This window comes from Blautia sp. MSK18_10 (assembly GCF_020553185.1).
GTDB classification, from domain to species: domain Bacteria; phylum Bacillota; class Clostridia; order Lachnospirales; family Lachnospiraceae; genus Blautia_A; species Blautia_A wexlerae.
This window is the reverse complement of sequence record NZ_JAJCGT010000060.1, coordinates 1-14,323: the sequence shown is the minus strand read 5'-3', so window position 1 is coordinate 14,323 and position 14,323 is coordinate 1. Positions and strand designations below refer to the sequence as shown.

The 14,323-nt window shown below is 42.8% G+C and carries 12 protein-coding genes and 1 pseudogene; 11 read left to right on the top strand and 2 right to left on the bottom strand.

Annotated features, from left to right (window positions below; all coding sequences use genetic code 11):
* Nucleotides 1–103: 103 nt before the first annotated feature.
* A complete protein-coding gene (locus LI074_RS15815; RefSeq protein WP_173698381.1) occupies nucleotides 104–481 on the bottom strand; it encodes a DUF1292 domain-containing protein in 378 nt (125 codons plus the stop codon).
* 218 nt (nucleotides 482–699) lie between these two features.
* On the opposite strand from LI074_RS15815, the gene LI074_RS15810 reads away from it, so the two are divergent.
* The 3 genes from LI074_RS15810 to LI074_RS15800 all read left to right on the top strand — a co-directional run bounded on the left by LI074_RS15810 (nucleotide 700) and on the right by LI074_RS15800 (nucleotide 3,946).
* Nucleotides 700–1,455, top strand: coding sequence for an exodeoxyribonuclease III (locus LI074_RS15810; protein ID WP_055053692.1), 756 nt, complete (start codon nucleotides 700–702; stop codon nucleotides 1,453–1,455).
* A gap of 63 nt (nucleotides 1,456–1,518) precedes the next feature.
* Nucleotides 1,519–3,414, top strand: coding sequence for a Type II secretory pathway, pullulanase PulA and related glycosidase (locus LI074_RS15805; RefSeq protein ID WP_243240869.1), 1,896 nt, complete (start codon nucleotides 1,519–1,521; stop codon nucleotides 3,412–3,414).
* Complete coding sequence (locus LI074_RS15800) at nucleotides 3,392–3,946, top strand: DUF5662 family protein (protein WP_025577200.1); 555 nt, start codon at nucleotides 3,392–3,394, stop codon at nucleotides 3,944–3,946. The genes LI074_RS15805 and LI074_RS15800 overlap by 23 nt, the downstream gene beginning before the upstream one ends.
* Here the strand turns inward: LI074_RS15800 and LI074_RS18020 are convergent.
* A pseudogene (locus LI074_RS18020) lies at nucleotides 3,910–4,026 on the bottom strand (DUF6783 domain-containing protein); the annotation flags it as partial. The gene LI074_RS15800 and the pseudogene LI074_RS18020 overlap by 37 nt on opposite strands.
* Here LI074_RS18020 and LI074_RS18240 point away from each other — a divergent pair.
* The 8 genes from LI074_RS18240 to LI074_RS15765 all read left to right on the top strand — a co-directional run bounded on the left by LI074_RS18240 (nucleotide 3,985) and on the right by LI074_RS15765 (nucleotide 14,164).
* A complete protein-coding gene (locus LI074_RS18240; RefSeq protein ID WP_329288283.1) occupies nucleotides 3,985–4,074 on the top strand; it encodes a DUF6783 domain-containing protein in 90 nt (29 codons plus the stop codon). The pseudogene LI074_RS18020 and the gene LI074_RS18240 sit on opposite strands and share 42 nt — an antisense overlap.
* Before the next feature lie 387 nt (nucleotides 4,075–4,461).
* Entirely contained in the window at nucleotides 4,462–5,997 is a 1,536-nt protein-coding gene (gene putP / locus LI074_RS15795) for a sodium/proline symporter PutP (protein WP_173698379.1), read from the top strand.
* Nucleotides 5,998–6,170: 173 nt separating this feature from the next.
* Nucleotides 6,171–7,286 (top strand): UDP-galactopyranose mutase, encoded by a 1,116-nt coding sequence (glf, locus tag LI074_RS15790; RefSeq protein ID WP_008707561.1) that lies wholly within the window; start codon nucleotides 6,171–6,173, stop codon nucleotides 7,284–7,286.
* Between the two features lie 83 nt (nucleotides 7,287–7,369).
* Nucleotides 7,370–7,954 (top strand): DUF6553 family protein, encoded by a 585-nt coding sequence (locus LI074_RS15785; RefSeq protein WP_055053695.1) that lies wholly within the window; start codon nucleotides 7,370–7,372, stop codon nucleotides 7,952–7,954.
* A 32-nt stretch (nucleotides 7,955–7,986) separates the two neighbouring features.
* Nucleotides 7,987–10,911, top strand: coding sequence for an insulinase family protein (locus LI074_RS15780; RefSeq protein ID WP_173698378.1), 2,925 nt, complete (start codon nucleotides 7,987–7,989; stop codon nucleotides 10,909–10,911).
* A 16-nt stretch (nucleotides 10,912–10,927) separates the two neighbouring features.
* The gene (gene era / locus LI074_RS15775; protein ID WP_008707556.1) at nucleotides 10,928–11,836 is read left to right on the top strand and encodes a GTPase Era; all 909 of its coding nucleotides are present in this window, start codon (nucleotides 10,928–10,930) and stop codon (nucleotides 11,834–11,836) included.
* A gap of 28 nt (nucleotides 11,837–11,864) precedes the next feature.
* Nucleotides 11,865–12,617, top strand: a complete 753-nt coding sequence (gene recO / locus LI074_RS15770; protein ID WP_025577211.1) for a DNA repair protein RecO — start codon at nucleotides 11,865–11,867, stop codon at nucleotides 12,615–12,617.
* Nucleotides 12,618–12,769: 152 nt separating this feature from the next.
* Entirely contained in the window at nucleotides 12,770–14,164 is a 1,395-nt protein-coding gene (locus LI074_RS15765) for a glycine--tRNA ligase (protein WP_026649282.1), read from the top strand.
* Nucleotides 14,165–14,323: the final 159 nt, after the last annotated feature.

The window sequence follows — 14,323 nt, the reverse complement described above, 5'->3', positions numbered from 1 at the left end:
ATACCCCCATATAGGACTTTTATATTTCATTGTCCTATATGAGGGTAGCATATCAATGATGATGGTTCTTATTTTAGTCTTACATATGAAATTCTTTAACAGATCAGTCAATCTTATCCATAGAATCTTTTGCATTCTGGAGCACTGTGTCAAAAGCAACTGCGGCTTTTGCATATTCTTCATCGCTTTCGATGTTGGAAAGCATCGGATCACCGCTCTCAGTACGGGCAAATGCGTAGAGGTAAACTTCGCCGCTTTCATTCTGACCGTTCTCATCAAGTGGGAGAAGTGCGATATATTCCTTCACATCTACCGGGAAAACGGTGAGGATCGCACATTCTACCTCTGTATCGTCTTCCATGGTAAGGGTGATTGTCTTGTGGTTTTCAACAGGATCGCATCCGCCGGCTGAACTGCATCCACCACCGCAGGAAGCGCAGTCACTCGGGTTACATCCGCCAGCTGTAAATTCGTCACTCATTTTATATTCCTCATTCTTTCTTATTTATCAGGGACTATGTTTATCTGATGTCAGTTCATTGTAGCAGAAACCGGAAAAAAATGCAATGAGCAGAAACCGGAGAAAAAGAGGTTTTTTACAGTCATGAAACGTGCTATAATAGACCAGAAGCGTTCAGGGGAGAATCGTTAGCAAATGCTGAACAGGGCTAATAAGAAAACAAAGGGGATCAGTTGATTATGAAATTAATCTCATGGAATGTAAATGGTATACGTGCATGCATTGGCAAAGGGTTTGAAGAGAGCTTTGCAGCACTTGATGCGGATATTTTCTGCCTGCAGGAAACGAAATGCCAGCAGGGGCAGGTGAAGCTGGAACTTCCGGGATATTATCAGTATTGGAATTATGCCAACAGACGGGGATATTCCGGAACTGCTGTTTTTACAAAGAAAGAGCCACTGTCTGTGGCGTATGGAATTGGAATTGAGGAACATGACAAAGAAGGGCGTGTGATCACCCTGGAATATGAAAAATTTTATCTGGTGACTGTATATACACCAAATTCCCAGAGTGAACTGCGCAGACTGGAATACCGTATGCACTGGGAAGAGGATTTTCTGGCATACTTGTTGAAATTGCAGGAAAGTAAGCCTGTGATCTGCTGCGGGGATTTCAATGTGGCACATCAGGAGATCGACCTGAAGAATCCTAAGACCAACCGGAAAAATGCCGGATTTACAGATGAAGAGAGAGCATGCTTTGGTAAGGTGCTGGAGAGTGGATTTATCGATACATTCCGTTATTTTTATCCGGATGTAGAGGGCAGATATTCCTGGTGGTCTTACAGATTTAAAGCAAGAGAGAAGAATGCAGGGTGGAGAATTGACTATTTTATCACGTCTCCACAGTTGAAGGATAAGCTTGAAGGCGCAGAAATCCATTCTGAAATTATGGGTTCCGATCATTGTCCGGTAGAACTTCAGATTACATTATAGCGTTGTATAGTGTTTCTGAAAAGTGTAATGAGCAACAAGAAAAAATATGAAGGAGAGAAAGAGATGGCTGAGAGCAGAAAGATGAAAACAGAAAAGGGGCTGGCTCTTGTGCCTGGTGCAAATCCGTTGGCAGATGGCTGTAATTTTGCAGTTGAGGTACCGGAAGACAGCAGAGCATCTCTGATTCTCTACAAAAAGAGATCAGCAAAACCTTATGTGGAGATTCCTTTTACAGAAGAAAACAGAACCGGAAATGTATATGCAATGTATATTCCGGATTTTAATCTGAAAGAGTACGAGTACAATTTTCTGATAAATGGAAAGGTGTATACTGATCCCTGTGCGTACAGGATTCTGGGACGGGAACGCTTTGGTGCAGAGGTGGGTACGAATCCGCACAAAGTCAGGGGAGGATTTCTTAAAAAAGAAGTTTTTGACTGGGAGAACGACAAAAATCCGGCTATTCCATATCACGAAATGATCCTTTATAAACTGCATGTGCGCGGATATACAAAAGCGAATCGGACGATAACCGGTACAAAGGGAACTTTTCAGGCACTGGAGGAAATGATCCCGTACTGGAAAGAGCTTGGTATCAATACAATTGAACTGATGCCTGCATATGAATTTATGGAAAGCGGTACCTGTAAGAATTCTGAATCTGAGAAAATGGTATCTGAGAAGCATACACAGGGACGTGTTAATTTCTGGGGATATATGTATGGCTATTATTTTGCACCCAAGAGATCTTACTGTGCAACAGATGATCCGGAGAAAGAGTTTAAAACATTCATTAAAAAACTGCATCAGGCCGGAATTGCCTGTATCATGGAAATGTATTTTCCACGAGAATGTAATCCTGTGACAGCACTCAGGGCATTGCAGTTCTGGAAACTTTACTATCATGTAGACGGATTTCATGTATTGGGTGAGGGAGTTTCTGCCAAATTGCTGATGCATGACGGGGTTTTAAGTGATACCCGGCTGATGTTTCACGATTTTGATGAGAGCCAGATCCGGAAAAAGAAGAAACCGGAAGACAAATGTATTGCACAGTATAATCCGGGATTTTTGCAGGATATGCGCCGTTTTCTGAAAAGTGACGAGGATATGGTCTCAGCGGCTGCTTACCATATCAGAAGGAATCCAAATATCTATGCAGTCATTAATTATATGGCCTGTCAGGATGGCTTTACCATGAATGATATGGTGACCTATAATTACAGACATAATGAAGCAAATCAGGAGAATAATCACGATGGCAGCAGTTATAATTATTCCTGGAACTGTGGCGTGGAAGGGCCAAGCAGAAGGCTGCAGATCAGACAGATGAGAGAACGTCAGATCAGAAATGCTTTTCTTATGGTGCTGCTCAGTCAGGGTGTTCCTATGATCTATGGCGGGGATGAGTTTGGAAATTCACAGAACGGAAATAATAATGCCTATTGTCAGGATAATCAGGTTGGATGGATTGACTGGAAAGCACTGAAGAAAAATGAATCCCTGTTTCAGTTTGTAAAGAATGCCATTGCTTTCCGGAAAGAACATCCGATTCTTCATGTTCCGGGAGAAATGTACGGAGTGGATTATCAGACCAGGGGACTGCCGGATGTTTCCCTTCATGGAGAACGCGCATGGTATATGAATTCTGAGAACACATCCAGACTGCTTGGAATTATGTATTGTGGCGCCTATGCGCACCGGGCAGACGGCAGCGAGGATGCTTCCATATACGTTGCATATAACTTTCACTGGGAAGATCGTATTTTTGCGCTTCCTAATCTGGCAGGATACAGAAAATGGAAGAAAGTGATTGATACCAGTGCTGTGAAAGAGAATGGTTTCCTGGAGCAGGAACAGGAAACTTATAGTAAAAAGCTGAAGGTCACACCGCGTACGATCGTGGTGCTGATGGCTGTAGAGGAGGAGAAGAAGGATGCATCCGTGGCTGCACTTTAAAACAATAACCAGACATAAGCTGTTGGTTATGCATTACTGTTTCCGGGCTGGTATGTATAAACAGGGACTGCTTCATGACCTGTCCAAATATGCACCTGTGGAATTTCTGGTTGGATGTAAATACTATCAGGGAGACAGAAGTCCCAACAATGCAGAAAGAGAAGATACAGGAATATCAAAATCCTGGCTTCATCATAAAGGGCGCAACAAACATCATTTTGAGTACTGGGTAGATTATGCACCGGGAGATGAGCATATCATCAATGGTGTGCCCATGCCCCGTAAATATATTGCGGAAATGGTGATGGACAGGATCAGTGCTTCCAGAAATTATCTGGGGGATAAGTATGATCAGCATCAGCCGCTGGACTATTATCTGAAAGGTAAGGAAAAGCTGTGGTTTATCCATCCGAAGACAAAGAGAGATCTGGAGGGATTGCTGCGGATACTTAATGATCATGGGGAAGAGGTACTGATTTCCTATATTAAGAATGTTTATCTGAAAAAAGATAAAGCCCTGGAGCGTGTCTGAAAAATCATTCCCGCAATCTGCACGCCCCACTTTGCGGTATATTTTGTCCGAATTCGGTTGTCGTAGCCCACTACGACGCCCTCATCCGAACAAAATCTCCCACAAATTGTGACGCACATCTTGCGTAAAGCATTTTTCAGACACGCTCTGGCAGGCAGAAAACATACAGCAAAAAGAGAATGTAAACAGGCTGGCAGACAGAAACAGATAAATTTCTGATTGACAGAGTACCTGTTTGGGTGTAAAAATATAAAACAGTTACTGTGAAGGTCTTTGCCGGACGGTAACAGTAATAATTCCATAAAATGGCGGAAAAATGTCGAAAAACAAGAAATACACTTGCGTGATGCTAAGGTAATGTGGTAAAGTAGCCGGGTACAGAAGTGGTACCCGGTTACTTTTTGCAGTATATAAAATGACTGTATTCTGTTTTTGGATAAATATGTGAAGGAAACAGAACATACTTTGACAAATCCAGAGTGTATGAAAAAAAGAAGAAAAAAGGAGGAGTAAATTTGAGTGGTACAACAATGGTCATATTGTCCGCATTTGTTGCCTATCTGTTACTTATGATAGTCATTGGTGTGGTTTATATGAAAAAAACAAGCAGCTCGGAAGATTATTTTCTGGGCGGACGTGGACTGAATGCATGGGTAGCTGCTCTTTCAGCACAGGCATCAGATATGAGCGGATGGCTCTTAATGGGACTTCCGGGAGCGATTTATTCACTGGGAACAGGACAGATCTGGATTGCTGTAGGTCTGTTCATCGGAACTGTATTAAACTGGGTGTGTATTTCACACAGACTTCGTAAATATACGATCGCAGCAAACAATTCCCTTACAATCCCGGCATTTTTTGAGAACAGATTTCAGGATAAGAAGAGAATCCTGTTATTGCTTTCATCCATCGTGATCGTAATCTTTTTCCTGGTTTATACAGCTTCTGCACTGGCAGCAGGCGGTAAACTTTTTAACACAGTATTTGGAATTGATTATCATATAGCTCTGGCAATTGGTGCAGCAGTTATCCTCTGTTATACATTTATGGGGGGATTTATGGCTGTATGCGTAACTGACTTTGTACAGGGAACACTGATGCTGATCGGTCTTCTGATCGTTCCGCTGGTTGCATATCTGACACTGAGCGGAAGTCTGAGTGATCTTCTGACACAGAGCGGAGCACCGGGTGGAGCAGCAGCTTTCCTGAATCCTTTTGAGAACGGAGAACGCCCATATACATTTGTTGAAATCTTTTCCCAGCTTGCATGGGGACTTGGATACTGTGGCATGCCTCACATCCTTACCCGTTTCATGGCTGTAAAGAGTGAGAAAGAATTAAAAAAATCCAGTGCGATCGCAATCGTGTGGGATATCCTTTCTCTGACAGCAGCGTGCTTTATCGGTATTATAGGTCGTGCATATCTGCTTCCGACTGTACTTGGTGAAAATGGTGCATCTTCCTCAGAGAGTGTATTTATCGAGATGATCAATAAACTGTTTTCCAGTCATCTGGGACTTCCGTTTATCGGAGGAATCTTCCTCTGCGGTATTCTTGCGGCAATTATGTCCACAGCGGATTCACAGCTTCTGGTAACAGCGTCTGCAGCATCTGAGGATTTATATCATCAGTTCATTAAGAAGGATGCAGACTCAAAGGAAATTCTTGCAGTTGCAAGACTTACGGTTATCGTGGTATCTGTTCTCGCATTTGTGATCGCGTGGAATCCGAACAGCAGTATCATGGGACTGGTATCCAATGCATGGGCCGGTCTTGGTGCAGCGTTTGGTCCGACTGTGGTAATGTCACTGTTCTGGAGAAGAACAAACCTTACAGGTGCAGTTGCAGGTATTGTTTCCGGTGGTCTGACAGTTATCGTCTGGGACTATATACCGCTTGCGGCAGGACAGACTCTTGGTTCTTATACAGGACTTTATTCTCTGGCTGTAGGTTTTGCTGTCAGCCTTGCGATGATCATTATCTTCAGTCTGGCTACAAAAGCACCATCCAAAGAAATCACAGATGTGTTTGATAAAGTGGCAGGAAAATAATAGAATAGAAAGACTATCCATTTTCGGATGAATTTGTTATAATGGCAGTAGCGCAAAAAAAGCGTTACTGCTTTTTTAACCTGATAAACTGCGGAGCAGTTATTCGGTGTAGAGCTGCGTAGCGAAGCGGACGATTTTATCCGCTTGATTATTACAAGAAGAAGGTGTCGCACATGAAGAAATATGATTATCTGATAGTAGGAGCCGGCCTTTTTGGTGCAGTATTTGCACATGAGGCCACAAGACGGGGGAAAACATGCCTTGTGATCGATAAGAGAGGTCATATCGGCGGTAATATTTACACAGAAGAAGTAGAGGGGATCCAGGTACACAGATACGGTGCACATATCTTCCATACTTCCAGAAAACAGGTGTGGGATTATATCAATCAGTTTGCAGAATTTAATCATTTTGTGAATTCACCGATTGCAGTCTATAAGGATGAATTATATAATCTGCCGTTTAATATGAATACCTTTCATCAGCTCTGGGGAGTACGTACTCCTGCAGAAGCAAAGGCGAAGATACAGGAACAGATCGCAAGAATGCACATTACCCATCCGAAGAACCTGGAGGAACAGGCGCTTGCACTGGTTGGACAGGACGTATATGAGAAACTGGTAGAGGGATATACAAGGAAGCAGTGGGGCAGGGAGTGTAAAGATCTGCCGGCATTTATCATAAAAAGACTGCCTTTGCGTTATACTTATGATAATAACTATTTCAAAGATCCTTATCAGGGAATCCCCAAAGGTGGATATACACGTATTGTGAAGAAACTTCTGGAGGGTGTACAGGTATGTCTGAATACAGATTTCTTTGCAAACAGAGAAGAACTGACTGCACAGGCAGATAAAGTACTCTTTACAGGTATGATCGATGAATTTTATGACTATTGTTACGGAGAACTGGAATACAGATCACTGAAATTTGAGACAGAAGTGCTGGATATGGGAAATTATCAGGGCAATGCGGTTGTCAATTATACAGATTATGAAGTTCCGTATACAAGGATCATCGAGCATAAACATTTTGAATTTGGTACACAGCCAAAGACTGTGATCACCAGAGAATATCCGGCAGCATGGGAGAAAGGCAAAGAGCCGTACTATCCGGTCAATGACCCGAAGAACAGTGAACTGTTTGACAAATATGAACGTCGCGCACTGGAAGAGAAGAATGTGATCTTTGGCGGAAGACTTGGCATGTATCGCTACATGGATATGGATCAGGTTATTGAAGAGGCACTGTCTCTGGCAGAAACAGAGCTTACCTATGAAGAGCCATGAAAGTAGAGTTTTGGATTGTAAGAGAAAGGTAACTGTAAAGGCAGCAGACAGTTGCAGATAAAGTAACCGGAAAGGACAAATATATGACAGACACACCAACAATTGCTCTTTATTACAGAGAGCATGATCCGATGAAAAGAAAGATGTTTCTTGACCAGTCTATTGCGGCAGGTGAAGATGAGGAGGCAAATGCTGTCCGTAAGGAACTGTGGGAACTGCGTTACGGAGAACCTTCAGAGGCAGGCTCCGGTACACGTGCTGATGGATATCTGGCACTTTGGATGGCAATGGAATATAACAAGGATACAGCGGGAAAGCTGTTTGGTTTAAAGAGGGCCAGAAAAGAAATCGGGAAAAATCTTACCAGGCTGAAATTCAGAGAAATGCAGGAGAAAAGTGAGCTTCACAGAGAACTGCTTTACAGAGAATGCTGCCATATGGTCAAAACCTATATGGAACTCTGCGAGAAGGATAAGGCCTATAACACGATCTTGTGCGGGATTGTCCATATCAGTGAGAAAAGTGCAAAGAGTAAGATTCAGAACGATATTTATACCACTGCCATTGCATTTCCGGAGGAAATCAACATGCAGGAAGAACTGGAAATGATAACAAGGGCAGCAAGAGAAGTTTATGAGGCACATTTCCCGGGAGAAGGCGGATTATAAAGAAAAGCCAAAAAAAATTACTGGAGGCATACATGAACAAAGAAAATTTGACGGCTTATGAAGTTGTGACAGAAGAAAATCTGACAGATATCCATTCTACAGGCTGGCTTCTGCGCCATAAGAAAACAGGTGCAAGAGTTATGCTGATCGAGAATGATGATGAGAATAAAGTATTTAATATTGCATTCCGCACACCGCCTAAGGACAGCACAGGTGTGGCACATATCCTGGAGCACAGTGTACTCTGCGGTTCAAGGGAATTTCCATTAAAGGATCCTTTCGTAGAACTGGTAAAGGGTTCTCTGAATACGTTCCTGAATGCCATGACTTATCCGGATAAAACCTGCTATCCTGTAGCCAGCTGCAATGATAAGGATTTTCAGAATCTGATGCATGTTTATCTGGATGCGGTATTTTATCCGAATATCTATAAAAGAGAAGAGATTTTCCGTCAGGAAGGCTGGAACTATCATCTGGAACAGAAGGAAGGACCGCTGAAATATAACGGTGTTGTATATAATGAGATGAAAGGTGCTTTCTCCTCACCGGATGAAGTTCTGGAACGGGAGATTATGAATCACCTTTTCCCTGATACCACTTATGGATGTGAATCAGGCGGTGATCCGAAAAATATTCCGGATCTTACCTATGAGAATTTCCTGAATTTCCACAGAACTTATTACCATCCATCCAACAGCTATATTTATCTGTATGGAAATATGGATATGGAAGAGAAACTGGCATTCCTGGATGAGCATTATCTGTCGCATTTTGATTATCTGGATGTGGATTCTGTTATTCAGGAACAGAAAGAATTCGGAGCATGCCGGGATGTGACTCTTGAGTATCCGGTTGCTGAGAATGAGGGAGAAGAGGACAATACCTATCTTTCTTATAACATGGTTGTTGGAAATGCTGCGGACAGTCAGATGGCGATGGCATTTGAGGTATTGGATTACGCACTGTTAAGCGCACCGGGAGCACCGTTAAAGCAGGCACTTCTGGATGTAAAAGCAGGCAAGGATGTCTATGGATCTTATGATGATGGTATTCTCCAGCCATATTTTACAGTAATTGCAAAAGGTTCCAATCCGGACAGAAAAGAAGAATTCGTATCTGTGATCAGACAGGTACTGGGAGATATTGTTAAGAATGGAATTGATAAGAAAGCTGTAGAGGCTGGAATCAATTACTTTGAATTCCGTTATCGTGAAGCTGATTTTTCCTCTTATCCAAAAGGACTGATGTACAGTCTGGATATTCTGGGAGACTGGCTGTATGAAAAAGGAAATCCCTTTGCACAGGTACAGCAGCTTACAGTTTTTGAAAACCTGAAAAAGGCAGTAAACGAAGGATATTTTGAAGAACTGATCCGTAAATATCTTCTTGAAAATCCCCATGGATGCATCATGACTCTTATACCGAAGAAAGGTCTGGCAGCCCAGCGGGAAAAAGAACTGGAGGAGAAGCTGGAAGCATACAGAAGCAGTCTTTCTGAAGAACAGCTGGATGCAATGGTTGAGAAGACGAAAGCACTGGAAGCATATCAGGAAGCCGGCGAAGATCCAAAAGCACTGGAGTGCATTCCGATGTTAAAGAGAAGCGATATTAAGAAGGAAGCTGCAAAGATCGTAAATGAAGAATTAACTGTAGACAACAGTCTGTTCCTTTACCATGATGTATGCACAAATGGCATCGGTTATGTAGATCTGATGTTTAAGACTGACAGTATCGCACCTGAGCAGATTCCTTATCTGGGACTTTTGAAATCCGTACTTGGATATGTGGATACAGAGCATTACACATACGGAGAACTGTTTAATGAGATCAATGCCAATACAGGCGGTATCAACTGTGGGGTAGAGGTTTTTGACAGAGCTGATTCTACAGAAGAGTTTCAGGCTATGTTCTCTGTAAGAGGTAAGGCACTCTATACAAAAATGGATTTCCTTTTCAAAATGATCGGGGAGATCCTGAACAGCTCGAAACTGGAAGATACCAAGCGTCTCTATGAGATTGTTGCATCTGTGAAGTCCAGGGCACAGGTAAACCTGACAGGTGCCGGACATTCCACTGCTGTACTCAGAGCAGCGGCATATTCTTCTCCGATGGCTGCATTCCAGGATGAGATGGCGGGAATCGGATATTATCAGTTTATCGAGAAACTGGAAAAAGATTTTGAACAGCGAAAAGAGGAAACTGTAGAAGAGCTTTGTAAACTGATGAAAAAAATTCTCCGTCCGGAGAACTTTATGATCAGTTATACAGGTGAGAGAGAGTCCCTGGAGACAGTTCAGAAACTGGCGGGAACTGTAAAGGCAGGACTTGGCACAGAACCAGTGGAAAAATCGAAAGAGAAGCTGACTTGCACAAAGAAAAATGAGGGATTTAAGACTTCCGGACAGGTCCAGTATGTGGCTCAGACCGGTAATTTTAAGAAAAAAGGCCTGGAATATACAGGTGCACTGGAAATTCTGAAGGTTATCTTAAGTTATGATTATCTGTGGATGAATCTGCGCGTAAAGGGCGGTGCATATGGATGCATGAGCGGATTTAAGAGGAATGGTGAGAGCTATCTGGTATCTTACCGCGATCCTCATCTGAAACGTACACTGGATGTATATAAGGGGATTCCGGATTATATCCGTAATTTCCAGGCAGATGAGCGGGAGATGACAAAATATATCATTGGTACCATCAGCGGAAAGGATGTGCCAAGGACACCTCAGATGAAAGGTTCTGTTTCCAAGACAGCATATTTCTGCGGTGTGACAGAGGAGATGCTCCAGAAAGAACGTGATCAGATCCTGAATGCGTCTGCAGAGGATATTCATGCACTGGCCGAGATCATAGAGGCAGTTCTGGCAGCAGATCAGATCTGTGTAGTGGGAAGCGAGAGCAAGGTGGCTGAGGCTTCTGATGTACTGATGGAAGTGAAACCACTGATCAATTGTTAAAAAAGGAAAGAACAGAATGAACGAAAATTTTAAATCTGGATTTGTAGCGATTATCGGACGTCCAAACGTAGGTAAATCTACTCTGATGAATCATCTCATCGGACAGAAGATCGCTATCACATCCAAGAAACCACAGACAACCAGAAACCGTATCCAGACCGTTTATACCTGTGACGAAGGTCAGATCGTATTTCTCGATACTCCCGGTATCCACAAGGCAAAGAATAAGCTGGGAGAATATATGGTCCAGGTGGCAGAGCGAACTTTAAAAGAGGTAGATGCCATTATGTGGCTGGTAGAGCCAAGTACCTTTATCGGGGCAGGAGAGCGTCATATTGCAGAACAGCTTCAGGGAATCGGAGTGCCGGTAATCCTGATCATCAACAAAATTGATACTGTATCAAAGGAAGAAATCCTTCCTGCCATTGACACTTACCGAAAAGTATGCGATTTCGCAGAGATTATCCCATGCTCTGCACTGCGTGGACAGAATACTCAGGATATTATCGGTTGTATCCTGAAATATCTGCCTTACGGTCCTATGTTTTATGACGAGGATACAGTTACTGATCAGCCTCAGCGTCAGATCGTGGCTGAGATCATCCGCGAGAAAGCACTTCATGCACTGGATGCGGAAATTCCTCATGGAATCGCAGTTGCCATTGACCGGATGAAAACGCGTCCGGGAAAAAATCCAATCGTGGATATTGATGCGACAATTATCTGTGAAAGAGAATCTCACAAAGGAATTATCATCGGCAAACAGGGTGCGATGTTAAAGAAAATCGGAAGTAATGCAAGATATGAGATTGAGCGTATGCTGGAATCAAAAGTGAATCTGAAGCTTTGGGTAAAAGTAAAGAAAGACTGGAGAGACAGTGATTTCCTTATCAAGAACTTTGGTTACGATAAGAAGGAAATCTAAATAAAAAGACAGTCAGGAAACAGAGAGAATGAGTGATTTGATAACTGTGCAGGGAGTAGTGCTCTCTGCCATGCCTGTGGGAGAATATGACAAGCGGATCGTCCTTCTCACCAGAGAAAGAGGCAAGATTTCCGCGTTTGCAAAAGGAGCCCGCCGCCCAAACAGCCAGTTTCTGGCGGCTGCCAATCCTTTTGTGTTTGGAACCTTTGCCCTTTATGAGGGGCGTTCCAGTTATAATCTGAATCAGGTATCCATCAGTCATCATTTTGTGGAACTGGCAGGTGAACAGCCTGGAATCTACTATGGATATTATTTTCTGGAACTGGCAGATTATTTCGGACAGGAGGGGATTGACGAGAAAGAATCTATGAACCTTCTGTATGTGACAGTGAAGGCACTTCTGAACCCGAATATTGATGACAGGCTGGTGAGGTGTATTTTTGAACTTCGTATGATGGCTGCACAGGGATTGTGTCCTTCACTGTTTCATTGTGTGTGCTGCGAAAGACAGCCTGTGGAGGGAGAAGAGCTTTTCTTTTCTCAGCAGAATCATGGTATTCTGGATAAAGCCTGTCTGGGACATGTAAATGATGCAAAGAGAATCTCAGCACCTGCATTATATGCCATGCAGTACATAGTAACTGCTTCTCTTGGGAAGCTTTATACATTTACTGTTACAGAAGAAGTACTCCATGAACTGGAACGTCATATCCATACCTATATTGCTGCGAACACTGAAAAACGGTTCAAAAGTCTGGAAATTCTGGAAATAATGAGCTGAGATACCTTGAAAAAGAAATCAGATACAGTTATAATAACGTTAATTGTAGCTGTTTATTACGTTAATCAAATAGCGGAATGGATTGTGAACCAAATTGCCTGACGGATATGAACAGTTACACGCATTTTATAAAAAGAACGAGGAGAATAGTCATGGAAAAAACAATGGACAAAATCATTGCGCTGGCAAAGGCAAGAGGATTTGTTTACCCGGGTTCCGAAATCTATGGTGGTCTTGCAAACACATGGGATTACGGTAATCTTGGTGTAGAATTAAAGAATAACGTAAAACGTGCATGGTGGCAGAAATTTATTCAGGAATCCCCATACAATGTAGGTGTTGACTGTGCAATTCTGATGAACCCGCAGACATGGGTTGCATCCGGACATCTGGGAAGCTTCTCTGACCCTCTGATGGACTGTAAGGAATGTCATGAACGTTTCCGCGCAGATAAGATCATCGAAGACTTCAGCCAGGAGAATGGCATTGAACTTGAGAGCTCTGTAGACGGATGGTCTCAGGAAGAGATGATGAACTTCATCAAAGATCACAATGTACCATGCCCTACATGTGGCAAACATAACTTTACAGATATCCGTCAGTTCAACCTGATGTTCAAGACATTCCAGGGTGTTACAGAGGATGCCAAGAATACAGTATACTTAAGACCTGAAACAGCACAGGGTATTTTTGTAAACTTCAAGAATGTTCAGAGAACATCACGTAAGAAAATCCCATTTGGTATCGGTCAGATCGGTAAATCTTTCCGTAACGAGATCACACCGGGTAACTTCACATTCCGTACACGTGAGTTTGAGCAGATGGAGCTTGAATTCTTCTGTGAGCCGGATACAGACCTTGAGTGGTTTGCATACTGGAAGAATTTCTGCCTGAACTGGTTATATTCTCTTGGATTAAAAGATGAAGAAGTTCGTTACCGTGATCATGACGCAGAAGAATTAAGCTTCTACAGCAAGGCTACCACAGACGTAGAGTTCCTGTTCCCGTTTGGATGGGGCGAGCTGTGGGGAATCGCTGACAGAACAGATTATGACCTGACTCAGCATCAGAATGTATCCGGACAGGATCTGACATATTTTGATGATGAGAAGAAGCAGAAATATATCCCATATGTAATCGAGCCGTCACTGGGTGCTGACCGTGTGGTACTTGCATTCCTGTGCAGCGCATATGATGAGGAAGTTCTGGATGCAGAGAAGAATGACGTTCGTACTGTCCTTCATTTCCATCCGGCACTTGCACCTGTTAAGATCGGTGTGCTTCCTCTTTCCAAGAAGCTTAATGAGGGTGCAGAGAAGATCTATCAGCAGTTAAGCAAGAAATATAACTGTGAATATGATGATCGTGGAAACATTGGTAAACGTTACAGAAGACAGGATGAGATCGGTACTCCGTTCTGTGTAACTTATGACTTTGAGTCCGAAAACGACGGAGCAGTTACAATCCGCGACCGTGATACTATGGAGCAGGTTCGTGTGAAGATTGATGAACTGGATGCATATTTTGCGGATAAATTTACATTTTAACTGAAAAAACAGCAAAGGAGCTGTATCGGATGGGAATCCGGGTACTCCTTTGCTGTTTTTTATTACAAAATACAGATTATAAAAATTCGTTACTGTTCACTCCGCAATGGTATTTAGATAATCTATACCCTTAGTTAGTCTTAAGGGTCTAACAAAAAG